At 63.1% G+C, this 23851-nt stretch carries 23 protein-coding genes; 8 read left to right on the top strand and 15 right to left on the bottom strand.

The annotated features are described in order from the left end of the window. The first annotated feature begins 185 nt into the window (after positions 1 to 185). Complete coding sequence (locus tag K426_RS26760; RefSeq protein WP_081659700.1) at positions 186 to 767, top strand: DUF308 domain-containing protein; 582 nt, start codon at positions 186 to 188, stop codon at positions 765 to 767. 36 nt (positions 768 to 803) lie between these two features. Here the strand turns inward: K426_RS26760 and K426_RS26755 are convergent, their stop codons facing one another. After that, entirely contained in the window at positions 804 to 3335 is a 2532-nt protein-coding gene (locus K426_RS26755; protein ID WP_066564257.1) for a cation-translocating P-type ATPase, read from the bottom strand. A gap of 72 nt (positions 3336 to 3407) precedes the next feature. Next, a complete protein-coding gene (gene ppsA / locus K426_RS26750) occupies positions 3408 to 5810 on the bottom strand; it encodes a phosphoenolpyruvate synthase (RefSeq protein ID WP_066564345.1) in 2403 nt (800 codons plus the stop codon). 227 nt (positions 5811 to 6037) lie between these two features. On the opposite strand from ppsA, the gene K426_RS26745 reads away from it, so the two are divergent. From K426_RS26745 to K426_RS26730, 4 genes are all read left to right on the top strand, one after another. Continuing rightward, a complete protein-coding gene (locus K426_RS26745) occupies positions 6038 to 7564 on the top strand; it encodes an MBL fold metallo-hydrolase (protein WP_066564254.1) in 1527 nt (508 codons plus the stop codon). A 20-nt stretch (positions 7565 to 7584) separates the two neighbouring features. Next, entirely contained in the window at positions 7585 to 8256 is a 672-nt protein-coding gene (locus K426_RS26740; RefSeq protein ID WP_066564252.1) for an NAD(P)H-dependent oxidoreductase, read from the top strand. A gap of 103 nt (positions 8257 to 8359) precedes the next feature. Further along, on the top strand, positions 8360 to 9847 hold the full coding sequence (locus K426_RS26735; RefSeq protein ID WP_066564250.1) for a thymidine phosphorylase family protein: 1488 nt from the start codon (positions 8360 to 8362) through the stop codon (positions 9845 to 9847). Further along, the gene (locus tag K426_RS26730) at positions 9844 to 10728 is read left to right on the top strand and encodes a ribose-phosphate diphosphokinase (protein WP_066564247.1); all 885 of its coding nucleotides are present in this window, start codon (positions 9844 to 9846) and stop codon (positions 10726 to 10728) included. Before K426_RS26735 ends, K426_RS26730 begins: the two co-directional genes overlap by 4 nt. Here the strand turns inward: K426_RS26730 and K426_RS26725 are convergent. Together K426_RS26725 and K426_RS26720 are read right to left on the bottom strand one after the other, a co-directional pair. Continuing rightward, positions 10725 to 11144, bottom strand: coding sequence for a CBS domain-containing protein (locus tag K426_RS26725; RefSeq protein ID WP_158511795.1), 420 nt, complete (start codon positions 11142 to 11144; stop codon positions 10725 to 10727). The genes K426_RS26730 and K426_RS26725 overlap by 4 nt on opposite strands. A gap of 49 nt (positions 11145 to 11193) precedes the next feature. Continuing rightward, entirely contained in the window at positions 11194 to 12144 is a 951-nt protein-coding gene (locus K426_RS26720) for a 1-phosphofructokinase family hexose kinase (RefSeq protein ID WP_066564243.1), read from the bottom strand. A gap of 112 nt (positions 12145 to 12256) precedes the next feature. Between K426_RS26720 and K426_RS26715 the strand changes: the two genes are divergently transcribed. Beyond that, a complete protein-coding gene (locus K426_RS26715) occupies positions 12257 to 12589 on the top strand; it encodes a hypothetical protein (RefSeq protein WP_145907800.1) in 333 nt (110 codons plus the stop codon). Between the two features lie 38 nt (positions 12590 to 12627). Next, the gene (locus tag K426_RS31930; RefSeq protein ID WP_158511794.1) at positions 12628 to 12777 is read left to right on the top strand and encodes a hypothetical protein; all 150 of its coding nucleotides are present in this window, start codon (positions 12628 to 12630) and stop codon (positions 12775 to 12777) included. A gap of 31 nt (positions 12778 to 12808) precedes the next feature. Here the strand turns inward: K426_RS31930 and K426_RS26710 are convergent, their stop codons facing one another. The 7 genes from K426_RS26710 to K426_RS26685 all read right to left on the bottom strand — a co-directional run bounded on the left by K426_RS26710 (position 12809) and on the right by K426_RS26685 (position 19168). Then, positions 12809 to 13486 (bottom strand): phosphoribosyltransferase, encoded by a 678-nt coding sequence (locus tag K426_RS26710; protein ID WP_066564238.1) that lies wholly within the window; start codon positions 13484 to 13486, stop codon positions 12809 to 12811. Further along, complete coding sequence (locus K426_RS26705) at positions 13483 to 14139, bottom strand: dienelactone hydrolase family protein (RefSeq protein ID WP_066564236.1); 657 nt, start codon at positions 14137 to 14139, stop codon at positions 13483 to 13485. Before K426_RS26705 ends, K426_RS26710 begins: the two co-directional genes overlap by 4 nt. 2 nt (positions 14140 to 14141) lie before the next feature. Continuing rightward, positions 14142 to 15485: an erythromycin esterase family protein gene (locus K426_RS26700; RefSeq protein WP_066564343.1), complete on the bottom strand. Its 1344-nt coding sequence runs from the start codon at positions 15483 to 15485 to the stop codon at positions 14142 to 14144. 425 nt (positions 15486 to 15910) lie between these two features. After that, positions 15911 to 16144 carry a LuxR C-terminal-related transcriptional regulator gene (locus K426_RS30745; RefSeq protein WP_257721830.1) on the bottom strand — a complete coding sequence of 78 codons (234 nt, stop codon included), beginning with the start codon at positions 16142 to 16144 and terminating at the stop codon, positions 15911 to 15913. A 67-nt stretch (positions 16145 to 16211) separates the two neighbouring features. Further along, positions 16212 to 16595, bottom strand: coding sequence for a response regulator transcription factor (locus K426_RS26695; RefSeq protein WP_031290964.1), 384 nt, complete (start codon positions 16593 to 16595; stop codon positions 16212 to 16214). A gap of 70 nt (positions 16596 to 16665) precedes the next feature. Further along, on the bottom strand, positions 16666 to 17304 hold the full coding sequence (locus tag K426_RS26690; protein WP_021244730.1) for a response regulator transcription factor: 639 nt from the start codon (positions 17302 to 17304) through the stop codon (positions 16666 to 16668). Continuing rightward, positions 17273 to 19168: a PAS domain S-box protein gene (locus K426_RS26685; protein ID WP_021244731.1), complete on the bottom strand. Its 1896-nt coding sequence runs from the start codon at positions 19166 to 19168 to the stop codon at positions 17273 to 17275. The genes K426_RS26690 and K426_RS26685 overlap by 32 nt, the downstream gene beginning before the upstream one ends. 621 nt (positions 19169 to 19789) lie before the next feature. Here K426_RS26685 and K426_RS26675 point away from each other — a divergent pair. Then, on the top strand, positions 19790 to 21343 hold the full coding sequence (locus tag K426_RS26675; protein ID WP_021244733.1) for a bifunctional aminoglycoside phosphotransferase/ATP-binding protein: 1554 nt from the start codon (positions 19790 to 19792) through the stop codon (positions 21341 to 21343). Between the two features lie 13 nt (positions 21344 to 21356). Here the strand turns inward: K426_RS26675 and K426_RS26670 are convergent, their stop codons facing one another. The 4 genes from K426_RS26670 to K426_RS26660 all read right to left on the bottom strand — a co-directional run bounded on the left by K426_RS26670 (position 21357) and on the right by K426_RS26660 (position 23849). Continuing rightward, the gene (locus K426_RS26670) at positions 21357 to 22157 is read right to left on the bottom strand and encodes a universal stress protein (protein WP_021244734.1); all 801 of its coding nucleotides are present in this window, start codon (positions 22155 to 22157) and stop codon (positions 21357 to 21359) included. 102 nt (positions 22158 to 22259) lie between these two features. Then, positions 22260 to 22397, bottom strand: coding sequence for a hypothetical protein (locus K426_RS31925; RefSeq protein ID WP_021244735.1), 138 nt, complete (start codon positions 22395 to 22397; stop codon positions 22260 to 22262). 71 nt (positions 22398 to 22468) lie between these two features. Continuing rightward, a complete protein-coding gene (locus K426_RS26665) occupies positions 22469 to 23122 on the bottom strand; it encodes a BON domain-containing protein (protein ID WP_021244736.1) in 654 nt (217 codons plus the stop codon). Continuing rightward, positions 23094 to 23849, bottom strand: a complete 756-nt coding sequence (locus K426_RS26660; protein ID WP_021244737.1) for an ATP-binding protein — start codon at positions 23847 to 23849, stop codon at positions 23094 to 23096. Before K426_RS26660 ends, K426_RS26665 begins: the two co-directional genes overlap by 29 nt. Positions 23850 to 23851 lie beyond the last annotated feature (2 nt).

Raw genomic sequence — 23851 nt, 5'->3', positions numbered from 1 at the left:
TGAAAGCGGACCTGAGCTTTTGTCCGATGGGCGAGCGCGCCGCCGCTCCGGAAAGCGCAAGCCGACCCAGCAATGCATCCGTCAGCAGGCCGGACCCGAACGGCTTGCGGTTCAACCGAAACGCACTCAAACTGGGTCGCCATGAACATCTGCTTTCGTGGGTCGCGCTTTATCGAGGTCAGGCCATGCACCGTCCTTTCCATGTTTCTCCCTGGCAGTTGACGATTCCATGTGGACTGTTCAAGATTCTGCTCGCCGCAGTTGCGCTTGCCCTGCCCCTGACCCATGTCCATGTGCTGCCCCGCCTGGTTGGCTGGATGCTGCTGGCCGGCGGCCTGTCGGAACTGCTGCTCTCCTGGACGGGGCGCCATAGCTGGACGGGGCGCCTCGCCTTCGCGTCTGGCGCTCTTACAATCGCGCTGGCGGCGCTGTTCATCAGTGCCCCCTGGAGCGGTCTCCATCCGCTCGCTCCTTTCGTCATGATCTGGTTTCTTTTGCGCGGAATCCTGTCGCTCGACACAGGGTTTCAGTCGCGCTTCGGCCCGACAGCCAACTGGACATGGCTCCTGGTCCGGGGCTTTGTTGACCTTGGATTGGGCCTGGCGCTGATGGCAGGCGCACCGCTGGCGATGTTCGCCATTCTGATCTTCGGTGAAGTAAGGGAATTCGTGACCGTCTTCTCAGCTGCCCTCGCAGCGAGCTTCGCGGTGGCGGGAGTGGGTCTTGTAGCCATCGGCCTCTCGCAGCGGCGGCAGACGCTCGCTTAAGGGCGCGGCCCAAGCGGGTCGGATGATTGATCGCCATCAAGCGAGCCTGCCGCCTCGCGCCTTGACCAGTTCGCACAGCCCCAGGACGACGAGAGGGACAAAAACCAGCAAGGGCAGGTCCACCGGCTCGAGAGCGGCGAAATCGAGAATGCGGCGCAGCGGCGCCAGCGTCAAAATAAACCCGCAGGCGATCAGCACGGCAGCCGCGACATAGCGCAGCGAGGGATTGTTCCGCCAGAGGGCGCCCATGAAGGACGTGCTGAAGGACCGGTTGACCAGTACCAGCGCCATGATCGATGCGACCAGCGTGAAGAAAAGGAGCGCCCTCACCCGATCGGGCGCAAAACCCCAATAGGTCGTGAAGATGTGAAGCGCCAGCAGCAGCGCGAAAGCAATTCCGCCATAAAGGATACTGGGCAAGACCAGTCTCCCGGCAAAGAGGCGTTCCGCCGGATCGCGCGGCGGCCGCTCCATGATGCGGCGTTCCTCCCGCTCGGCTTCGAAGACGAGCGCGCAGACCGGATCGATGATCATTTCAAGCAAGGCAATCTGGATCGGCCCGAGCACCAGCGGCAGGCCCAGCAGCAGCGGCGAAACGGCAAGCCCCGCAATCGGCACATGAACGGCGAAGATGAACCCGATGGCCTTGCGGATATTGTCATAGATGCGGCGGCCGAGGCGAATGGCAACGACAATGGCGCCAAAATCATCCTCTACCAGGACAATCGCCGCTGCCTCCCGCGCCACATCCGTGCCGCGCCTGCCCATGGCGATGCCGATATGGGCCGCCTTGAGGGCCGGCGCATCGTTGACCCCGTCTCCCGTCATCGCGACCACTTCGCCCGCAGCCTTGAGCGCGGAGACGATCCGCAGCTTTTGTTCCGGCATGGTGCGGGCAAATATCGTGACATCCTTCACCCGCGCGCGAAGTTCAGCATCGGAGAGCGCCCGCACTTCATCGCCCGTCATGATATCGCGCGACCCGATCCCCGCCTGCTCCGCGATCGCCCGGGCAGTGACGGGATAATCGCCGGTGATCATCACGACCCGGATCCCGGCCGAACCGCATTGGGCGATCGCCTCGGGAACGCCTGCCCGCAGTGGATCGGACAGGCCGACCAGCCCCAGAAGCGTGAAGTCATGCCCTTCATGGCCCTTGTGCAGATCATCGCCGGCCGTCTGCGCCGTGGCTACGCCAAGCACGCGGATCCCGCGCGCCGCCATCGCCTCTACGGCTTGTTCAAGCGCCTGCCGAGCCTCTCCATCCAGCCGGCATAGGCGCGCTATCGCTTCCGGAGCGCCTTTGGCGGCCACCGTCAACGGCTCTCCCCTCGTTTCTGACCGCCAAACATTGGACATCGCCAACAAGTCAGGCCTGAGTCCATATGTGTGGACCAGCTCCCAATCGGCGCGCGCAGGAACCCGGACATCCCTTGCGATATTGTGGAACGCAACCTCCATCGGGTCGACCGGAACGGGCGCGCTCGCTAGGGCCGCCGCGCCAATCAACTCATGAAATTCGCGCTGCGGCAATCTCTCGGTCAGGTCAGTCACCGTACCTGAGGGAAGCCAAAGCTCGGTCACCGTCATCCGGTTCAAGGTGAGCGTCCCGGTCTTGTCGGTACACAGGACCGTTGCAGCGCCCAGAGCCTCTATGGCGGACGCGCGCCGGGTCAGCACTCCTGTCTGCGCGATGCGCCAGGCCCCCATGGCCAGGAAGATGGTGAGAACCACCGGGAATTCTTCGGGCAACAACGACATGGCCGTGGCGATCCCAGCGAGCAGCGCGGCCATCCAGTCGCCACGCAGGGAGCCATAAAGCAGGACCACCAGCAGCGCGACGGCCACGCCACCGACCGCGCACAGGCTGACCATCCGGGCGGTTTCCTTCTGAAGATGCGGGGCCTGCGTCTCCAATGTTTCGAGAAATCGCCCTATCTGACCGATGCGGCTGCGCATGCCGGTTGCGCTCACCCGGGCAATGCCGCTGCCGCGCGTGATGACGGCGCCTGAAAAGAGATGAGGCTTATCGTCACCGCCCGGTTCCGCCTCGTCCAGATCGCTTGCCAGTGCCGCGCGCTTTCGGACGGGAACCGCTTCCCCGGTCAGCAGGGATTCGTCCGCCTCCAGTTCCCGCGCCTCGACGAGAAGGGCATCGGCCGCGATGCGGTCCCCCGCTTCCAGCACCAACATATCGCCAATGACCACCTCGCGGCCTGGTATGCGGACGGTTTCACCATCGCGTATCACCAGCGCGCGCGGCGCCGACAGGTCACGCAGCGCTTCGAGCGTGCGCTCCGTGCGGGCCTCCTGCACGATCGTGATGAGGATGGACAGGCCCGCAAAGCCGAGGAGGACAAGCGCCTCGGTCCTGTCGCCGAGCAGCAGATAGATGATCCCGGCCGCCAGCAGCATGGCGAACATGGGCTCGCGCAATACTTCGAGCGTAATCCGCAGCGGGGTTCGCCCGTTCGGGCGGGGCAGCTCGTTAGGTCCCCCTTCAGCCAGCCGCTCGCGCGCCTGCGAAGCGGAGAGACCGACATGATCAAGCTGGCTGCCCACCCTCACCCCGCTTTGTCCCCATCTGGATATGATATAACGCCGTGGTCAGATCGCGCCATCTCTTCGGCTGAGCCCAAGTTAAGCAGGCAGGGAAGCTTCCGCCGTTGCAACGGTTTTCAGTGTCGCCACGAAACTGTCGGGATTAAGCGAGATGCTGTCGATGCCCTGCGCCACGAGGAACTCGGCGAAATCGGGGTAGTTGCTGGGGGCCTGACCGCATATCCCGACCTTGACGCCCGCCTTTCTGGCCCGGGCGATCAGGTCGCCGACCATCTGCATCACCGCAGGGTCGCGCTCATCGAACAGCGGTGCCAGCAGATCAGAATCACGATCGACGCCTAGAACCAGTTGCGTCAAATCATTGGAGCCGATCGAAAAGCCGTCAAAGCGGGCGGCAAACTGCTCGGCGAGCACCACATTCGCAGGGATTTCCGCCATCATGTAAAGCTGCAAGCCTCGCTCGCCGCGCATCAGTCCATGGCGCGACATTTCGGTGATGACCTTGCCGGCTTCAGCGAGGGTCCGACAAAATGGTATCATGACGATGACATTCTCAAAGCCAATTACTTCGCGCACGAACCTGATGGCCCGGCATTCCAATGCGAACCCGTCCCGATAGCGTTCATGATAATAGCGCGAGGCGCCCCGGAAGCCGAGCATGGGATTTTGCTCACGCGGCTCGAACGCGCCGCCGCCGAGCAAATGCGCATATTCGTTGGTCTTGAAGTCGGACAGGCGGACGATCACCGGGTGGGGAGAATGCGCGGCGGCGATCTTCGCGATGCCGCGTCCCAATGTCTGGATGAAATAATCTCTCGGATGCTCGTATCCGCGGGTGAGGTTTTCGATTTCACGCCGCTCCCCAGCATCCGCGATCCGGTCAGGATGGGCAAGCGCCATGGGATGCACGCGGATCAGATTGCTGATGATGAACTCCATTCGCGCGAGGCCCACGCCCTTGGACGGCAGACGCCACCAACGGAACGCACTGGCAGGGCTGGCAACGTTCAGCATCAGCTGCGTCCGCGAGGTCGGCAAGCCTGCGATGTCCACTTCCTCGACTGCGAACGGCAGGCGGCCGGGATAGACGTGGCCCCGGTCGCCTTCGGCGCAGGAAAGCGTGATGTCCTGTCCCGGAGTGATGCAGCCGGTTGCGTCCCCCGTGCCGATGACGGCAGGCACACCCAGTTCGCGGCTTACGATGGCGGCATGACTGGTCGGTCCGCCGTGGTCGGTGATGATGCCGGCGGCTCTTCGCATGATCGGGACCCAGTCGGGATCGGTGTTGTCCGTGACGAGGATCGCGCCATCAACAAAGTTGGCAATGTCGTCGGTGGCGCGAATGATGCAAGCCGTTCCGCAAGCGATCGCGTCCCCCACGGCTGCGCCGGTGGCGATCGGCTTGGGAGGCTTTACCGCCAGTCGCCAGTTCTTCATCGCTGTGGCCGAACGCGCGCCGTGCACAGTTTCAGGACGGGCCTGCACGATGAAGAGCTTGCCGCTTTCCCCATCCTTCGCCCATTCCATGTCCATCGGGCATCCATAATGCCGCTCGATCAGCACGGCCCAGCGCGCCAGCTCCAAAATCTCCTCATCTTCAAGGACAAGATGCTCACGCTCATGACGGCTGCATTCGACCAGTTCGGTGCGCGCGCTGCCGCCCGACGCATAGATGAGCTTCTGCGTCTTCGCTCCCAGCCGCTTTTCGACGATCGGCTTTAGCCGCGCGTCCGACAGAAAGGGCTTGAACACCAGATAGCTGTCAGGATCGACGCGCCCCTGGACCACCGTTTCGCCAAGGCCCCAGGCGGCGCTGATGACCGCCACGCGAGGAAATCCGGTCTCCGTGTCTATCGAGAACATCACGCCTGAGCCGGCCAGGTCCGACCGCACCATGATCTGTACGCCAACGGACAGCGCAATGCGCAGATGGTCGAAGCCCTTGGCCTCGCGATAGGCGATTGCCCGATCGGTAAAGAGCGAGGCGAAGCAGCGCCGGCATGCGTCGAGCAGCGCTCGCTCTCCCACGACGTTGAGAAAGCTCTCCTGCTGCCCGGCGAAACTTGCGTCAGGCAAGTCTTCCGCAGTTGCGCTTGACCGCACCGCGACCGCCACTTCTTGCTTGCCCGCCCTGCGCGACAAATCTCGATAGGCTCCTAGCAGGGGATCGGAAATGTGCACCGGCATTTCGGCGTCGAGAAACAGGCGCCGTGCCGATTCACCTGCCTCGTGCAACGGCATCGTCCCTTCGCGATACTGGGTGATGATCGCCGCGAGCCGATCGCCGATCCCATTATGCTCCACCAGCGCCCAGTAGGCCCACGCCGTGGTCGCAAAGCCTGCCGGCACTTGGACGCCTGCCTCGCCAAGCACCGCTACCATCTCACCGAGCGACGCATTCTTGCCCCCCACGCGCGGCACGTCAGCGCGCCCCAGCGTGTCAAACCAGACGATCGCGTCATCCCTGGAGGGCAAAGGCATGGGGTGGGTTTCGGTCGCCATGGCGCCACAATGGTCGCGCTCTGTAATCTTCGACATTGGGGATTTTACGGATGAAGGAAGCCGCCGGTATCAGGATAACTACGGACAGCCTCGGACGTGCTATCCTACCGAAAAAGTTGCGAGGCCATCAAGGGAGAAGTTCAGTGGAGAGATCGTCACCCACGCTGACATTTCACGGCTCGGCAGGTACAGTCACGGGCTCGTGCATGGAATTGCGGCTGGGTGACCGAGCCATCCTCATCGACTGCGGTCTGTTCCAGGGATCGCGTACGCTCGAGACGCTGAACCATGGCGCGTTCAGCTTCGATCCGCGCAAGATCGAAGCGGTCGTGCTGACCCACGCCCATATCGACCATTGCGGGCTGCTACCCAAGCTGGCAGCGCAGGGCTTTGAGGGACCGATATGGTGCACCCCTGCCACCTCCGACCTGCTGGAATATATGCTGGCTGATGCGGGGCGTATCCAGGAGAGCGAAGCGGACCGTCGAAACCGCCGGCGCGACCGGGCGGGAGAGAGCCGGTTCGAGCCGCTGTACACCGAAGAGGATGCGTTGCGGGCATGGCGGCTCAGTCGGCCCGTCGGACTGTCGGAATGGTTCGATCCGGCATCGGGTTTCCGCGCCCGATTCTGGAACGCGGGGCACATATTGGGGGCAGCATCCGCCGAAATCGAAGCAGCAGGCGTGCATATGCTGTTTTCCGGCGACCTTGGTCCCGAAAACAAGGCTTTCCACGCTGATCCGCAAGCGCCGTCGGGCCTCGACCACATCGTCTGTGAAGCCACCTATGGCGACCGAACGCGCGAAAAATTCACCATCGATCAGCGGCGCAGCCAGCTGGAAGGCGAAATCAAGGACGCGCTGGTGCGCGGCGGCAATCTCATCATTCCCAGCTTCGCGCTGGAGCGGACGCAAGAGCTGCTGCTCGATCTGGCGCACCTCGCCGATGCTAATCGCATCCCCAACGTCCCGATCTTCGTGGACTCGCCGCTCGCCAGCCGCGCGACCAAGGTGTTCGCGGCCCATGCTGCGGAACTCGAGGACACCGAAGGCAAGGACATCTTCCGCCACCCTTCGATCCATTATGTCGAGGATGTCGCCGAATCGATCCGGCTTAACACTCTGTCAGGGGCGATCATCATGGCGGCCTCGGGCATGTGCGAAGCAGGGCGCATCCGTCATCATCTGAAGCATAACCTCTTCCGCAGGGACTCGACCGTCCTCTTCGTCGGGTTCCAGGCCAAGGGCACGCTTGGACGAGTTCTTCTGGACGGAGCGCAGCGGGTGCGCATCTCAGGCGAGGACATTAATGTTCGCGCGCGGATACGGCGCATCGAAAGCTATTCTGCTCATGCCGACCGCGAAGAGCTGCACGACTGGATCACTGCGCGCCGTCCCATAGCCGGCAGCCTGTTCCTGGACCATGGCGAGCGGGAAGCCGTCGCATCCTTGCGCGAGCTGGTCCAGGCGGACGACCGCGCAACCAGCATCATCGCGCCGCAAATCGGCGAGGCCTACGCTCTCGAACCAGGGGCGCCTGCCCGAAGGATCCAGACCGGCCGTGTCGATATGGATCAGCTCGCAGGACCGGACTGGCAGAATGACTATGCCGATTTCATCACCCATCTCAAACAGCATCTCGGCCGCATCAGAAATGAGAAGGCACGCCGCGATGCGCTTGCCCAAATGCGACGCATCCTCGACGAATATGAGGAGGCGAAGCATCGCCGTTAAGCTGATTACGGAGGGACCCCATGAGCAGTGCCGCCCCTGGACGCATTCGCCACGCCGTGGTGCTCGCCCATCCTGACCCGAACAGTTTCAACGCGACGATCGCCCGCACTTATTGCGACACCGTACAAGGCGCAGGACAGGAGGTGATCCTGCGCGACCTTTACGCCATGAACTTCGATCCGGTGCTGAGGAATGAGGAACGGCCCGATCGCAAGGAAGTCATGCTGGCTCCTGACGTGCAAACGGAATTGGACATGCTGAGCGGTACGAATGTCGTGACGTTCGTCTTTCCGATCTGGTTCGGCATGCCTCCCGCGATGCTGGTCGGCTATATCGATCGCGTGCTGGGAGCAGGAACGACCGTGCGCCAGGTTCAGGATAGATCGGCAGAGGGACCGCTCGGCAAGGGCCGCCTCTGCGCCATCACGACCTCCGGCGCGCCGGCGGACTGGCTCGAGGCCCAGGGCCAGACCGGGGCGCTCCGCGAGCTTGCCGGCACCTATCTGTTCCGCGCCTTCTCGATGCGGTCGAATGAGGTGTTACACATCGGTGACGTGGTGGAAGGTGCAAGCAGCGCGTTCATCGAAGACAATCTCCAGCGCGTCCGCACGCGCGCGGCGAGCATCTGTGCGCGGGTCCGGCAAGAACTGTATGGAACGCCGCTGCCCCCGCAACTAGGCGACGGGAGTTGACGGAAAGACAGCGGCGCCGGCATTCGGGCAATTACGTATCGCGCCACCACTCATTGCCTATAGCCTGGCGCGCCAAAGAAAACGCAAGGCGGAAAGCCATCCCATGCTGACGATCAGGCGCCTCGCGATTGACACATATCCGGAAAATACCGCCTTCCTGCTGCGCGAAAGCAATGGCTATTCCGCCGAGCAGTTTCAGGCCCTGCGCAAGATCCGTATCAGTGGCGAGAATGCCGAGATCCTGGCGACGCTGGCGCTGGTGGACGAACCGGCAATGCTTAAACCTGGGGAGATCGGCCTTGGCGAACAAGCCTTCCGGCGACTGGGCCTGCCGGAAGGTGCGACAGTCGCCATCGAGCAGGCGATGCCGCCGACCAGCCTTGAATTTGTTCGTCGCAAGATCGACGGCGACACGCTTCAGGATGACGAGATTTCCGCTATCATCCGGGACATAGCCACCCACCGTTACTCGCCCATGGAAATCGGCGCCTTTCTGGTCGCCTGCGCCAGCTTCATGAGCACGCAGGAAACGCTGGCGGTCACGCGCGCGATGGCTGATGTTGGCCACCGCTTCGACTGGAAAGCGCGGCTCGTCGTCGACAAGCACTGTATCGGGGGGATACCCGGCAACCGCACATCGATGATTGTCGTGCCCATCGTGGCGGCGCACGGCCTCATCATGCCCAAGACCTCATCCCGCGCGATCACCTCGCCGTCGGGCACCGCCGACACGATGGAAGTTCTGGCCAATGTCGATCTGTGCGAAGAGAATATGCGCGCCATCGTTGCCCGGGAGAAGGCCGTGCTGGCCTGGGGCGGCAGGGTGAACCTGTCGCCGGCGGACGATGTCCTGATCTCGGTGGAGCGGCCGCTGCGGATCGACACCTTCGACCAGATGGTGGCTTCCATCCTGTCGAAGAAGCTTGCGGCCGGCTCGACGCATCTGGTGCTCGACATTCCCGTCGGCCCGACAGCCAAGGTCCGCACTCAGGACGATGCGGTGCGGCTGCGCAAGCTGTTCGAACATATCGCGGACAAGATCGGTCTTGTGATCGACATCGTGATTACGGACGGATCGCAACCGGTCGGGCGTGGGGTCGGCCCCGTGCTGGAGGCGCGCGATGTCATGGCCGTGCTCCGCAACGATGCCGACGCGCCGCAGGATCTTCGTGAGCACGCCTTGTTTCTCGCCGGACGCGTGCTGGACTTTGATCCGGCGTTGCGCGGCGGGCGAGGCTATGCGCGGGCCATGGAACTGCTGGCCTCCGGAGAGGCGCTTGCCGCGATGGACCGGCTGATCGAGGCGCAGGGCCGACAGACGACCAAATTTGCTCTGGGCGAGCATGTCCATGAGGTGCATGCGCTTCATGGAGGCCGCGTGAGCACTATCGATTGCCACCGGATAGCACGGATCGCCCGTCTGGCCGGCGCACCTATGGACAAGGGGGCCGGAATCGACCTTCTGCACAAGGTCGGCGCCGAGGTACGCAAGGGGCAGACCCTCTACCGCATTCATGCCCAGTCCCGCACCGGGCTCGGCTTTGCGCGCGATCTCGCAACGGAAGATTCAGGCTATGAGGTGACGCAGTGAGCACGATCATCCTCAGCTTTTCCGACGGCATGGCTGCCGCGCAGAGGCTGGCCACACTGTTGCACGTCCCAGTTCATGAGGTGGAGACCCACCGCTTTCCCGACAGGGAATGTCTGGTGCGTGTCCCGGCATCGGCCCGAACCGTCATCCTCTGCCGTTCGCTTGACGACCCCGACCGCAAGATGATCGAACTGCTGCTTGCGGCATCAGCCGCGCGGGATCAGGGCGCTGAGCGCGTCGTCCTTGTTGCGCCCTATCTCGCCTATATGCGCCAGGACAAAGCCTTTCATTCAGGCGAAGCGATCAGCCAAAAGGTGATCGGCGGTCTCATCGCCGCCCATTTCGACGGCCTGGTGACGGTGGACCCGCATCTCCACCGAATAGCGGCCCTGAGCAAGATCGTCCCGGGGATCCCTGCGATTGCCCTGTCCGCCGCGCCGGTATTGGCCACACTCATTGACGCTCATGATAATCCACTCGTCATCGGTCCGGACAGCGAATCTTGTCAGTGGACAGGGACGATCGCCGCGCCTCTGGGCCTGCAGACGCTCATTGCGTCAAAGCAGCGGCTCGGCGACCGGCAGGTCAGCCTTGCCATCGCGGACATCGAACGGGTGAAGGAGCGCCGCGCCATATTGGTGGATGACATGATCTCGAGCGGTCGCACACTCGTCGAGGCGGCCAGGCTGCTTTACGGCGCCGGCGCAACCTCGGTCGAAGCCATCGTGACCCATTGTCTGGCCAACGCTGATGATATGGCACTCATAGAGCAGAACGGGATCGCGCCGGTCGCCAGCAGCGACAGCATCGATGGCCCCACAAGCAAGGCCCAGTTGGCGCCTCTGATCTGCCGCGCGCTTTATGAGCACGGCCTCGTTTAATCAGCTATCAACGCGCGCAAAATATCGGCTCGGCTGAGGAGGCCGACCAGCTTGCCATCTGATGTGACGGGCAAACGCTTCACCCTCCGTCCTTCCATGATGGCGATCGCTTCCTGCAGCGATTCACCCCCATCGACGGTGATCGGCTGCCTCGACATGATCTCCGCGACCGTCATGGATGCCAATGAACGCTCTCGCTCTTCGGCTCCGATCCCTACCAGTGCATCAAGCCGAAAAGGCCCAAGGTCTTGCCGGAAGAAATCGCCTTCCGTGACGATACCCTGCAGATGCCCCTCCTCGTCAAGGACGGGGAGCGCGCTGATCCGGTGATCGGACATACACTTGATTGCAGCTGCCAGGGAAGTGGTGGCGGTGGTGGTGGCCGCCCCCAAGGTCATGATGTCGCTGGCCTTCATGAGACTGATCCTTCTTTCTCTGGCCTGGCGTTCGATGACAGCCGCCTGGTCACGCGCCATCGAACGCTGCGGCCATGGATGGCACGAGGGAGAGCAGCCGCTCGACATCCTCGCGATGACAAAGGTCCGTGCCGGGCGTCAGTACAGCCGCCGCGCCCGCCGCGATTGCGTAGCGGAAGGCCTCCAGGGGATCCCGCTCGCAACCGAGCGCGAATACCATGGCCGCGAGGAAACTGTCTCCTGCGCCCACGGCGCTCCTGGTCTCTACCGCGACCGCTGGCAACCGCCATGTCCCCGCACCGCTCGCAAGGATGGCGCCATCGCGTCCCATCGTCACGGCTACATATTGCGACTTTCCGCTGTCGACGATCTCCTGGGCGGCCGCCGCGATATCGCGCTCCTGGGTGAGAGCCCGATCGACCAGTTGCCGCAACTCGCCGATGCTCGGCTTGATGAGATAAAGCCCGCCGCCCGTCACGGCTTCGAAGAGCGCCTTGCCCGAGGTGTCGAGGATAAGCCGCATGTCGTGACGCTGCGCAAGCTGCTGGACGCGGCTGTAGAAATCGTCCGGCACGCCGGGCGGCAGCGATCCGCTAGCCACGAGGAAGTCCGAACGCGCGCTCTCCAGATGGGTAAGCGCCGCGTGCCACTCGTCCGCGGTCAGCTCCGGTCCTCGCGGCACCACGCGGTATTCCTTACCGGTTTCGCGTTCATAAATGGACGTGCTGACCCGCGTATCGCCCTTGATCGGAATGCGGCTACGGACCAGCACATGCTGATCCAGCAGGCCATCGAGCGCGCATCCGGTCGCGCCGCCCGAAAGATAATAGGCTCGGGCCGTGCCGCCCAGCCGCGCGATCACGCGAGCCACATTGATGCCGCCGCCGCCTGGATCATAATGTTCCTGGCGCGCCCGGATCTTGCGGGTGTGAAAGACCCGATCCGCCTCATAGGCGACATCGATAGCCGGATTCATCGTGAGGGTGACGATCCTCTTCATGAGACAAGGCTATCCAGACGCGCACATCTGTAAAATAAGTATATGTCCCAATGGGAGACGCGCGCAGGCCGTGGGAAAAGTCTGTGACGACACCGGTCGAAGGAGAAGCGCGATGCGAATATTCACCTTTTTGGCGGTGATGCTGGTCATGAGCGCGTGCAAACCGGCGGAAGATGCACAAGCCCCCGCGCCCAGCACTGGCGAGCCGTCAAGGAACTATGCCGACGAGATCGCGAAATTGCCAAGGCAGGCCCGCGATGCCGCCCTCTTCCGCGCCATACGGGACGCAGGGCTTCCATGCCAGAAGATCATCGATAGCGGGCCCATGCCTGGCGCCGCTGCGCCGGCCGCAAGCTGGAGAGCGCAATGCGAGGACAAGGCCTACCATCTCATCCACATCCAGCCCGACGGTTCAGCCGTCGTCGCGAGCAGGACCACGCCTTGAGACTGGGCTCATATCCCCGCAGGGACTGGAGGATCGGCATGAAAAATGAGCGCGGAAGGACGCGCATCTGGATTCTGCTCGGCACGGCGACGGCCGTTCTGGCGCTTCTTGTCCTTGCCTGGCGCCTCCTCGGCGGCGAATGGCTATGGGTTGTCCTCAATGGCATCATGCAGGGCGAATTGCGCTGAACAATTATCCACGCTGGTAATTCCTCGCCGCTCATGCCGACTGGCTGCTGCGCTCCTGGCGCGCGGCGTCGAGCAACCGCACCACTTCAGCATCGCTCGTCTGGTCAAAAACGACATAATGCGCGCCCACCGCGTAGAAGGGGTAAGGTTCATAGAGGCATATGACCTCGTCACATTCGTCCCGCAGGCTTGCCAGGGCCTCGGCAGGCGCTACCGGCACCGCCAGTATGAGACGCGCAGGATGCGCCTTGCCGATCCCTTTGAGCGCGGCCTTGATCGTGCCGCCGGTCGCTATCCCGTCATCCACCACGATAACGGTACGGCCCGCGACCGGGAGCGGGTCCCTGTCTCCAAGATAGGCCTTGCGCCGCCGGTCAATTTCAGCAAGCTGCCTGCGCATCTCGGCGCGGATATATTCAGGCGTCGGTCCCAGCTGCCGCACGACGTCCTCGTTGAGCACGAGCTGCGGATCGGCGCCATCAACCACGGCGCCAATCCCGAGCTCCTCATAGCCTGGCGCGCCAAGCTTGCGCACGAACAGCAGGTCAAGGTCGGCCTGCAGAGCGCGCGCCACCTCGAAGGCGACCGGGACGCCGCCGCGCGGCAGCGCAAGGATCAAGGGCCGGCTGGAGACATGATGGGCCAGCGTCTTTGCCAGGTGAATGCCGGCATCGCGACGGTCATGAAACAGCATGGGCTTGGGCTTCATGGGGTCTTCCCTTTGAGGTGAGAGCTGAACCAGCGCGTCGCAAGAGCGATCACCTGGTCGAGCGTTCCGGGTTCCTCGAACAAATGGCTGGCGCCAGGCACGACCACCAGTTCCGCCGGAGCGCTCATGGAGGACTGTGCATCTCGGTTGAGGCCCAACACATCATGGTCCAGGCTGCCGACGATCAAGAGCGTCGGCGCGTGTACCCGGCCCAGCGCGGCTTCACCTGCAAGGTCGGGCCTGCCGCCACGGGAAACGACGGCGGCAGCCCGGTCGTCTGGCATGGAGGCGGCAATGAGCGCTGCGGCCGCTCCCGTGCTCGCGCCAAAATAGCCGAGCGGAAGCTTCGCCAGCGGCTTGATGGTTTGTGTCCAATCGGCCGCCTCGCGCAATCGTCCGGCCAGCAACCGGACGTCAAAGACGTTGCGCCGGTCCAGTTCTTCGCGCGGCGTGAGGAGGTCAATCAGCAAAGTCGCGAAATGTGCGCGATGCAGGCCTTCCGCCACATAGTGATTGCGCGGGCTGTGCCGCCCACTCCCACTGCCATGGGCGAAGATCACCAGCCCCGCCGCACCCTCCGGCACATCGAGAAATGCGCGAAGGGCGTGCCTGCCGATGATCACATCCTGCCGGTTCACAAGCCGCCGCGCCATGGTCAAAGTCCAAATGGCCAGGTCTCAGGGGCGCCCTGCGGCTTCTCCGGGCCGAGCGGGGTCACGGCGCGAGTCTGCTCGAACCAGACCCAGGCGTCGAACTGCTCGGCCAGCACAGCCTCGAAATAGTGGCTCAGCCGTTCGGTTTCGGGCCGATAGACAACACCAATGGCCCGCTCCAGCAGGCGGTGGCCGAGGGCCTCTCTCAGCGACGCCTTGTCCTTCCCCCGCCAGTCGGTCAGGCTGCGCACGACGCCCGTGCGCCGGAAGGCATGTTCATAGCTGTCGGGCCGCGCGGGCCGGACGGACTTGATCTCCATCTCCGCGCCCCAATCACTTGCCGCCGCCACCAGGCCTGTATCCGTCCCGAAGCCGATCGAAACAGCGTCATCCCCATAGGCCAGCCGGCAGAGCTGACCGATATTGAACTCGCCCTGCCAGCCCATGGCCGTGGCGGCTGCATTGCCGACATGGCTGTTATGGGCCCAGATGACCGCCTTCGCCCCGCTCCCGCGATGGGCCATCAATGCCTGAAGCGTCTCGAACATGTGCCGGTCGCGCAGATTCCAGCTTTCGGTCGAGCTGCGGTACATGGCGCGATAATAGCGTTCCGCCGCGCGAACGATGCGCGCGTTCTGATAGGCGTCGAACCATGCCGCGCCGTCATGCTTCAGAAGGTCAAGGCGCTGATCGAGAAGGCTGCGAAGCTGGGCCACAACGCCGTCTTCGCAACCCTTGCCGCCCCCCAGCATGACCCGTCGTCCATACTCCGCTGGCTCATCCTGCCACGGCGTCAGGCACCCGTAGCGGCGCCGGGCCTCCGCCGCCTCGTCGGGATCGGCCTTGTCGAGATAGGCAAGGACGGCATGGATGGATTCGCTTAAGCTATAGACATCGAGACCGTGGAACGAGGCCTGGCGCTCCTCCGGCAAGGCCTGATTATGTCTCCGAAGCCAGTCTGCGAAGGCGAGAACCTCCTGGTTGCGCCACATCCAGGTCGGGAAGCGCACGAAGACATCACCCCTCCGGGGGCGCGATGCCTGATGCCGCACATAATCATCTATGCGCGCGGCATCCGGCCAATCCGCCTCCACTGCCACCACGGTGAAACCGTGGCGCTCGACTAACCGGCGGGTGATCGCGGCGCGCGCGCGGTAGAATTCGGAGCTGCCGTGCGTCGCCTCCCCCAGCAGGATGACCCTGGCATCCGCGAACCGATCGAAGCAGGCGCCGAAATCCTCGACCTTGTCAGGCGATGGCAATGGCTCGGCATGACGCCTCAGAGCCTCGACAAGTTCATCGGGCGCCGCGATTGTCGAGCGACCAGAGAGGCTAGCCTGGGTCATCTTCATCCTCACATCGTCGTTGGCACTCATATGCCGCGATCGCATCGAAATGGGCGGGCCCCGGCCAAGGTCCTGCCGGGAGGCCCGGTTCAGGCTGCCTTTACGGGACAGGCCTGGCGCCACCTGTCTCTTTGCCTCGTGCTGCAATTTCCTGTCCGCCAACAATCGCGCGCGTCGCCAGCTGAACGCACGGCGTGCTGCACATAGTCCATCATGCCTCCAGTCCATCTCGCGGTCATTTTGGACTCGGCTACAATGATCACGATATTGTCGGCCGCCGAAATTGGGGAATCTACGAATGGGTCCATGGCGAACGACCGGTGAAGCTGCCTTCATGCCGACCAATGCCCGCGGAGCATCGTGCCGGTTATCAAGGTTCCTGTGAGACCAGCCGCTGATCGCGCAAGCACGCCCCGCCTGGCCCCTTATTGCGGGTCCGATCGGCGGCGAGGCTGATATCTGCCGGACTTGGGCCGCGGTTGCCCCTTCAGGACATAGAGCGCGACCAGCTGCGCCATGGATTGCACGTCCAGTTTGCGCATCAACCTGGCGCGATGGACTTCGACGGTCCTGTGACTGATCCCCAGCAATTCACCTGTCTGCCTGTTGGTGAGCCCATCTGCTACCGCAGCAAGCACTTCCCGTTCGCGGGATGTCAGCAGGTCAAGGGGGCGGCGGAAGAAGGCGAGCCCTCATGCTTTTTCCCAATCCCCGTCATGAGCGCACCTAAGGGTCCCTCTCGCGCCTCGTCGCCGCGATCACGGCATTGACCAGCGCGGATTCCTTGCAGGGCTTGTCGAGCACCGCTTGAAATCCCTGGGCGATCGCCTTCTGCATCAACTCGGGCGAGCCATAGGCCGTAACGAGGATCGCCGCGCCCCTCCACCCGGCGGCACGGAGCGCGTCCAGCACCTGCAGCCCGTCATGTCCCGCCATCCGGTAATCGGTGACCAGACAAGCCGGAGCGCTGACCTTCACATCGGCTATCAGCAGTTCAGGGCTGGCGAAGGATCGGACATCAAAGCCCCGGCCCTGCAGGAGCAGCTGCATCGAACGCCTCGATCCTGAATCGTCGTCCAGGATGACGATGGGGATCTTCGGGACGACCATGCTCTTTGCGCCTTGCGCCGCAGGACTCAGCAACATGCCCAAGAAGTGGCACGGGGCGGCTGTCAGGTCATTACGTATTGGTCCCAGTCAGGTCCCTCGCGCCCATCCCGGCGGCAAAGGCGATACGCAGTGCGTCCGAGAGGCTATGGACGTGCAGTTTCGTCATGAGATTGGCCCGGTGGACCTCTACCGTCCGGGAGGATATACCCAGATCATAGGCGATCGTCTTGTTGGGCAAGCCCTGCGCCAGCCCTTCCAGCACCTCCCTCTCGCGGGTCGTGAGAGCGCCGATGATGATGTCGGCGCTGGCTGCCCGCGTCACCACATCCTGGGCGGAACGGATCCGGTCGAAAGCGCGCTCGATGGCATTGAGCAGAATGGTCTTTTCAAACGGCTTCTCGATGAAATCCACCGCCCCCGCCTTCATCGCCTGCACGGCGATCGACACATCGCCATGGCCGGTCATGATGACGATGGGCAGTGTGACCCCGCGTTCCGCCATGATCCGCTGCACTTCAAGACCATCGACTTCGGGCATGCGAATATCCAGGAGGACACAGCCGCCCTGCGCTGATGCCGCATTCTTAAGAAAGGCGGCTCCCGAATCCCAAGCCTCGACCGCATAGCCCGACGTCTTGAGCATATAGCCCACCGATCGCCGGACGGAATCCTCGTCATCAACGATGTGAATAAGCTTCCTGTCGGTCATATGCCTCCTCCGCCTGCGCTCGAACGAGGGTGAAGTGAAAATCGGTGCCCTTGCCCTTGCGCGTGTCCATCCAGATCTTGCCACCATTGGCCTCCACGATCGTACGGCATATCGAAAGACCAAGACCCATGCCCTCGGGCTTGGTGCTCACGAACGCGCAGAAGAGCTGCCTGGCAACGCCCGGGGGGATGCCGCAGCCCGTGTCGGACACTGTCACCTCTACAAGGCCATCGCTTGGGGCGCGGCTGGATATCGTCAGCTGCTTGAGAGGGCTGTTGCCCATGGCATCGCATGCGTTGCGTATGAGATTGATCAGCACTTGCTGGATCTGAACCTTATCGACCAGCACGGGGCTGGCGCCCGGGTCCAGATCAAAGCGCACGCCGATGCCCCTCTCGCGCGCGCCGGCCAGGCCCAGAGCCGCGGCTTCATTGACGAGATCGGAAACGCTTTCGATCGTCTTTTCCACCTCGCCTCGTGAAACGAATTCACGCAGGCGACGCACGATCTGCCCCGCTCTCAGTGCCTCGCTCGCCGCCTCGCCGAGCGCTTCGCGCATCATCGGAAACTCGCGTTCATCAGGCTGCCTCAGCTGATCGCGAACGGCTTCGACATAGTTGGTGACGGCCGCGATCGGCTGATTGAGTTCATGGGCAAGCGTCGATGCCATCGTGCCCATCGCGCTCACCCGCGTGACATGGATGAGTTCAGCCTGCAGCGTCGCCATCTGCTGCTCGACCATGCGCCGTTCGGTGAGATCGCGGATGAAGCCGGTGAATATCCCCTCATTCCCTCGCACCGCCTCACCGATGAAAAGCTCCATCGGAAAGAGCGAGCCGTCCTTGCGCTGGCCAAAGACCACCCGACCCTTGCCGATGATCCGCTTCTCGCCCGTTGCCAGATAGCGCTGGATATAGCTGTCATGGCGTTCGCGATCGGGTGAAGGCATGAGCATGCGCACATTCTTCCCCAGCACCTTGGCCTCGTCGTAGCCGAACAGAGCCTCGGCAGCCGCACTGAACGAAATGATCTTGCCGCTTTCATCAATCACCACCATCGCGTCGGGCACCGTCGAGAGGATGGCGCTCAACTGGCTTTCATGGGCCCTGAGCCGATCTTCGGCGGAGCGCTTTTCGGTGATGTCCGCGATGACCTTGGCAAAGCCGCGCAGCTCCCCGTCATCGCCGTAAAGAGCCGTCCAGCTGACAGACGCCAGAAATTCCGATCCATCCTTGCGAAGGCGCCAGTCCTCCTCTTCAAGTCTCCCGTCCCTCCGGGCGCGCTCGATGTCGGCCTCGGGCTTGCCCGCCAGAACAGCGTCGCTGGGATAGAAGAGCGAACTGGGCTTGCCGAGCGCCTCCTTCTCGGTCCAGCCCTTGAGGCGTTCAGCGCCGCGGTTCCAGATGGTGACGCGGCCGTCGGGGTCGAGCATGTAGATGGCGAGGCCTTGTGCTCCATCGATCAGCAGGTTCAGCTCCTCGGCGGTCTGCTCGCTCGCCGCGCCGCGCTGTGCCGCCGCCGCTTGCGCCATTTCCAGGCGCCGGTTCGACCTGCGAATGAGACTGCTCATGAGGATGATGCCCGCTGCCGTGGCGCCGAACATGGCGAGCTCGAACAGATCCCTGTGCTCGGTCGCAGGCTGGCGCACAAAGATGAAACCGGTCACGAGGCCAGACAGCGTGGCGAGGATCGCCGGCCCTTCGCCTCCCCACAGCGCGACCGCCATGATGACGATAACAAAGATCATGTAGGCTGATCGATCGCCAAGCCAGGGGTCGAGCAAGATCCGCACCGCCAAAGCGATCGCAACAGCAAGACCAGCCGCGCCAAACCGAAGCCATGGAGCGGTCTTCCGTTTCAACATATCTCACCCTTGCTGAAACGATCCCGCTTCAGCTCCGCGATTGGATGGCTTGATGGTCTTAACTTTTTCGGCCGGAGTGAGAAATACAGGTCAACTTTAGCCGATCTAATCTTCGGATAATCAACAGGAATATTTTTCACCCTTCTGCGCCTGTTCTTCTCAAGCTGCGGCCGGCGGATGACATCGCTGCGAATCACTGCGCAGGTTTCCGAGCGCCCGGCACTGCTAGGTATAGTTCCCAATGGTGCTCCACCGGGCTTTCCATAATCTGGGTCCGCGGCACGCGAACATCATTGCTGCCTCGCTCGAAGCGACCCCGGGGATGCAGGCCGCGGTTTCCAAAGCCATCCACGATTCACATGAAGGAGACACATGCGCGCCTTGACGATGGAGCTTGCGGCATGAACGAACTTTCCAAAGTGGCGGCTTGCCTCATTTTCCGCGCCTCTGCTCGGGAGGGCGAACCCCTCGGCTGGCCTGGTTCGCAGATCGGCCGGCTGTTCCGCGCATTCGCGCGTTCGGCCTGCAGGCTTTTCCGTTTCAGCGCCCATCACAGGGTCGAGGTGGAAACGCGTCCCAGGATGGCGTCTTGACCCATGATGATCGACAAGGGCTGATGCAATGAAGGCAACCTCTACCGGGGAGAAGCGCTCCCTCGACACCCAGTCGGAGGTCACCGCCTTTCTCATGGGCATCGGCGGGCCCGGCATGCGAAGGATCGACACCCACGCGGCCAGCATATTTCTGGGCGCCGATCGCGCCTGGAAGCTCAAGCGGGCCGTGCGCTTTGCTTATCTCGATTTCACCACGCCGGAGCGGCGCAGGGCGGCGCTCGAGGCGGAATTGACCCTCAATCGGCGGACAGCACCGACCCTCTACATCGCGGTCCATCCTGTCACCCGCGACAGCGCAGGCGCGCTATCCCTCAACGGCAGCGGCTCGGTGGCCGACTGGGTGCTGGAGATGCGCCGCTTTCCCGACGGCGCGCTTCTGAGCGACCAAGCGGATGCGGGCAAACTTGACGCATCGAGGCTGATGCGGCTCGCGGCGCGCATCGAGGCCTTTCACCAGGACGCGCAGGTCGCGATGCCCATGGATGCTGCGGCCTCCTTCAGAAAGGTGATCGAGGACAATGCGGCCAGCATGGCCGCCTTACCAGAACTGCTCGAGCCGCAGCAGAGGAACGCCCTCACCGTGCGGCAACTGTCGCTGTGCGACAGTCTGGCAGGCCTCATCCGAACCCGCAGCCAGGAAGGCAGGGTTCGGCAGGGGCATGGCGACCTGCATCTGGGCAACATCGCCCTGGTCGATGGCGAACCAACCCTCTTCGATTGTCTCGAATTCAGTGACGAGCTTGCCCAGGTAGATGTCCTCTACGACCTTTCCTTCCTGATCATGGACCTGTGGCACAGAGGTCTGCGCCACGGCGCGAACATCGTCTTCAACCATTATCTCGACCATTCCGCCGTGGACGAGACGGGGATCGAACTCCTGCCTCTCTTCCTCTCGGTCCGCGCTGCCATCCGGGCGCATGTCCATGCGGCACAAAGCATGCGATGCGGCAGAAATCTCCAGATCGCTGCCCAGGCGCGAGACTATCTGGCCTTTGCGCAGGCGATACTGGCCCCGGCGCCGCCGCGCCTTCTCGCCATGGGAGGCCTTTCAGGCTCGGGCAAGTCGACACTCGCGCGCCGCATCGGCCATCTGCTGGGACGTCTGCCGGGCGCGCGCATCCTGCGCAGCGACGTGGTGCGCAAGCAGCTGGTGGGCATCGCGCCCGAGACCCGGTTGCCTCGCCATCATTATTCACCAGAAGCCGCCGGGAAGGTCTATCGGCGGCTCAACGAATTGGCGGATGACGCGATCAGGCAAGGCAGCGCGGTGATTGTCGATGCGGTATTTGCTGATGAAGGGGAGCGAGCGCGCGTCGAAGGCGTCGCGCAGACTGCACCGGTTGCCTTCGATGGGATCTGGCTGAATGCCAGCGAGGCAAAACGATCCGCGCGCATCGCGTCGCGTGCTCCCGACGCATCCGACGCCGATGTAACGGTCGCCCGCGCCCAGGCCGGCTACGCTGTCGGCAACCTTGGGAGATGGCGCCAGATCGATGCGGGCGGCACTATCGAGAATTCTCTTGCCTTGATACGAGACGCATTGGGCCTGCCGGTCGACTGAGGGCGGGCCAGGATCAATGCGCAAGGAATAGCGGAACCGGAGCGTCGGCGAGCAACCTGCGTGTTATCCCGCCAAACAGGCTTTCGCGCAGGCGAGAATGTCCATAGGCGCCCAGGATGCAATAAGCCGGCCCACGCTGTACCATGATCGCCAACAGCGTTCCGGCTACCCCTGGCTCAAGTTCATCCAGCCGCTCGATACGCGCGTGGATCGCATGTCTGGAGAGATAGGATGCTGCCTCTTCGGCAGGGTCGCCGGTAATGGCACCGATCTCGACGATCGTGACGCCCGTCGCCTGTTCCAGCATTGGCGCAGCCGCACGCAGAGCCTCGGCGGCGGGAGGCGATCCATCCCAGGCGATGAGCACATGACCACTCAGATCGATGCCTCGCATTCTCTCGGGGACCGCCAGGATGGGCTTACCCGATTTTAGCACCACGTCCGAAACGATCGACGGCATTTCGGGAACCATATGGCCCGCAAGCGACGTGTTGAGGACGATGACATCCGCCAGGGTGGCCGCGTCCTCGAGCAGCGGAGCGATATACCCCGTCTGATCGGTCCAGCTCCAGGCGATATCCTCCGACTCGAGGCGGGCTCTGACATGTTGCGCATTGACCGCTTCCCGGCCGCGCGCCTCAGCAAGCAGCATCAACTCCGCGTCGGGATAATATTCTGTTCCGGCCAGTACGGGAATCTGGACGATGTCGAGGCACGTCAAATGGCCCGAGATCGATCGCGTCAAATCGAGTGCGGCCTGGAGCCGCGCTTCCTGACCTGTGTCATCATGGATGAGCAACAGCACATTCTTCATGTCGATTTCCTCATGATTGCGCGGGTCACATCGAACTGCGCTTGCGTGCGAATGAGGCCGCAGTTGAAGCGGATGAAGAAGGTGGCGCCCTCCTCCGCTGGCTCATCCCGGCAGCTTCGCCAGGATCATGGCGACGATTGCGGCCATCAGGCCAAATGACAGTGCCGCGAGGAATATGACGTCCAGGGACTGCCGCACGCGATCAACAATGGGCATGTCGCCCTCCACAAAATCGGTCATGGCCGCGCTGCACGAGGCCCCCGATGAATGACGGCCGTCATCCGATCGGCTTTCACCGGGGGCCGCTATGGTCAGAAGCTGACTATGATATTGTCTTCCACCTTGGTCACACCCGGAGCCGCCCAGGCCGCGCGCTCGGCGACGCCGCGTTCGTGCCAGGCCTTCACCCGGCCGCCCAGTCGAACCGTGTTGCCCTCGGTGTAAATGGTGACGCCTGCGGCATCCAGGTCCGCCTGGCGCTTGAAGGCGGCCACGATCCGCTCGCGAACATCGGAGGTAACCGGCAGCTTCTTCACCTCAATGAGGTTGCTGACCCCTGTGACACCCGAGATCCTCGCCGCCGACTTCCTGGCCTCGGCGCTCTGATGATAATAGTCCACCGTGCCCGAAAGCGTGACCCAGCCCTTCTCCACCTTCACATTGATCTTCTCGTGCGGGATAGAGACATTCCACGAGAAGATATCGAGGATACGCTTGGCGATTTCATGGTCGGCCGTGTGTGGCTCGGACTTGAAGCGCACCTGGATTTCCTCGGCGATCGCTTTGACGCCGCTCACCCGCCTCGTGGCCTTTTCGGCGGCCATCTTCTCGACATAATTGGTCACATAGCCGGAAAGGGTTACGACCCCGTCCTTGACGGCTACGCCGATATCCGCATGGTCGACGCTGGGGTCCCATTCGAGCTCGTCCATCACGTCACGCTGCAACTGTCCGTCGGTCTTCATCACAACTCTCCTTGTGCAGGGGGAATGCACGCCACTCTCGGGCGCGTGATTTGCTGGCGGCGGGAGGCGCCACCGGCAAAAGCAGGGCGACAACCGTGCCGACACCTGCGCCGGCGCTGCCGCGAATGCGTATTTTGCCATCCATCTCCTGTATCGCGCGCCGAACCCGGTTGAGGCCAATGCCATGGCCCGAGGCCATTGCCGGGCGCTGCCATTGGGTGGCGCCATTGGGCAGGAGACCCGGTCCGTCATCGGCGATCACCAGCCAGATCCAGCTTGCGACCCTGCGGCAACGGAGCATGATCCGGCGCGCACCGGCAGCGGTGGCATTGGCGACAAGCTCCAGCATCACCGCTTCCAACTCAGCCGGATCGGCACGCACAAGCGCGGCCGGGATGGCTACCTGCGTGTCGATCTCCAACGAAGCTGGAGATCGGACGATCGCCTGGAGCATGGGAGCGGCCTCAGCCACTTGTGCGCCCACGTCCAACAGGTGACGCTCTCCCCGGGTTTCTTTCGACAGCAGCCTCAAGGTCAATTCGCCGCCGCGCACGGCCGCTTCCTCCAGGCCCCGCAACAGCTTCGCGCGTTCCGGTCCGGCGATATTCTTGGCCAACAGATGCTGAGTGGAGGCGATAACCGTAAACAGGTTACGAAGATCGTGGATGATCTCCCGCGCAGGGTCTTCGCTTGAAAGCTCGCTTTTCGCCTGGCTTGAGTGCTGCACGC

Source organism: Sphingobium sp. TKS, assembly GCF_001563265.1.
Classification (GTDB): Bacteria; Pseudomonadota; Alphaproteobacteria; order Sphingomonadales; family Sphingomonadaceae; genus Sphingobium.
Note: the sequence above shows the minus strand (reverse complement) of the source record. Positions and strands in the feature narration are given on the sequence as shown.

Coding starts and splice junctions, on each gene's coding strand:
- K426_RS26735 (WP_066564250.1), top strand. CDS start 8,360: ATGCTGACGATCAGGCGCCTCGCGATTGACACATATCCGGAAAATACC.
- K426_RS26740 (WP_066564252.1), top strand. CDS start 7,585: ATGAGCAGTGCCGCCCCTGGACGCATTCGCCACGCCGTGGTGCTCGCC.
- K426_RS26690 (WP_021244730.1), bottom strand. CDS start 17,304: ATGACCGACAGGAAGCTTATTCACATCGTTGATGACGAGGATTCCGTC.
- K426_RS31925 (WP_021244735.1), bottom strand. CDS start 22,397: ATGACCGATTTTGTGGAGGGCGACATGCCCATTGTTGATCGCGTGCGG.
- K426_RS26700 (WP_066564343.1), bottom strand. CDS start 15,485: ATGACCCAGGCTAGCCTCTCTGGTCGCTCGACAATCGCGGCGCCCGAT.
- K426_RS26695 (WP_031290964.1), bottom strand. CDS start 16,595: ATGGTCGTCCCGAAGATCCCCATCGTCATCCTGGACGACGATTCAGGA.
- K426_RS26725 (WP_158511795.1), bottom strand. CDS start 11,144: ATGAAGGCCAGCGACATCATGACCTTGGGGGCGGCCACCACCACCGCC.
- K426_RS26745 (WP_066564254.1), top strand. CDS start 6,038: ATGGAATTGCGGCTGGGTGACCGAGCCATCCTCATCGACTGCGGTCTG.
- K426_RS26665 (WP_021244736.1), bottom strand. CDS start 23,122: ATGAAGACCGACGGACAGTTGCAGCGTGACGTGATGGACGAGCTCGAA.
- K426_RS26670 (WP_021244734.1), bottom strand. CDS start 22,157: ATGAAGAATGTGCTGTTGCTCATCCATGATGACACAGGTCAGGAAGCG.
- K426_RS31930 (WP_158511794.1), top strand. CDS start 12,628: ATGAAAAATGAGCGCGGAAGGACGCGCATCTGGATTCTGCTCGGCACG.
- K426_RS26710 (WP_066564238.1), bottom strand. CDS start 13,486: ATGAAGCCCAAGCCCATGCTGTTTCATGACCGTCGCGATGCCGGCATT.
- K426_RS26715 (WP_145907800.1), top strand. CDS start 12,257: ATGCGAATATTCACCTTTTTGGCGGTGATGCTGGTCATGAGCGCGTGC.
- K426_RS26685 (WP_021244731.1), bottom strand. CDS start 19,168: ATGTTGAAACGGAAGACCGCTCCATGGCTTCGGTTTGGCGCGGCTGGT.
- K426_RS26675 (WP_021244733.1), top strand. CDS start 19,790: ATGAAGGCAACCTCTACCGGGGAGAAGCGCTCCCTCGACACCCAGTCG.
- K426_RS26705 (WP_066564236.1), bottom strand. CDS start 14,139: ATGGCGCGGCGGCTTGTGAACCGGCAGGATGTGATCATCGGCAGGCAC.
- K426_RS26720 (WP_066564243.1), bottom strand. CDS start 12,144: ATGAAGAGGATCGTCACCCTCACGATGAATCCGGCTATCGATGTCGCC.
- ppsA (WP_066564345.1), bottom strand. CDS start 5,810: ATGCCTTTGCCCTCCAGGGATGACGCGATCGTCTGGTTTGACACGCTG.
- K426_RS26760 (WP_081659700.1), top strand. CDS start 186: ATGCACCGTCCTTTCCATGTTTCTCCCTGGCAGTTGACGATTCCATGT.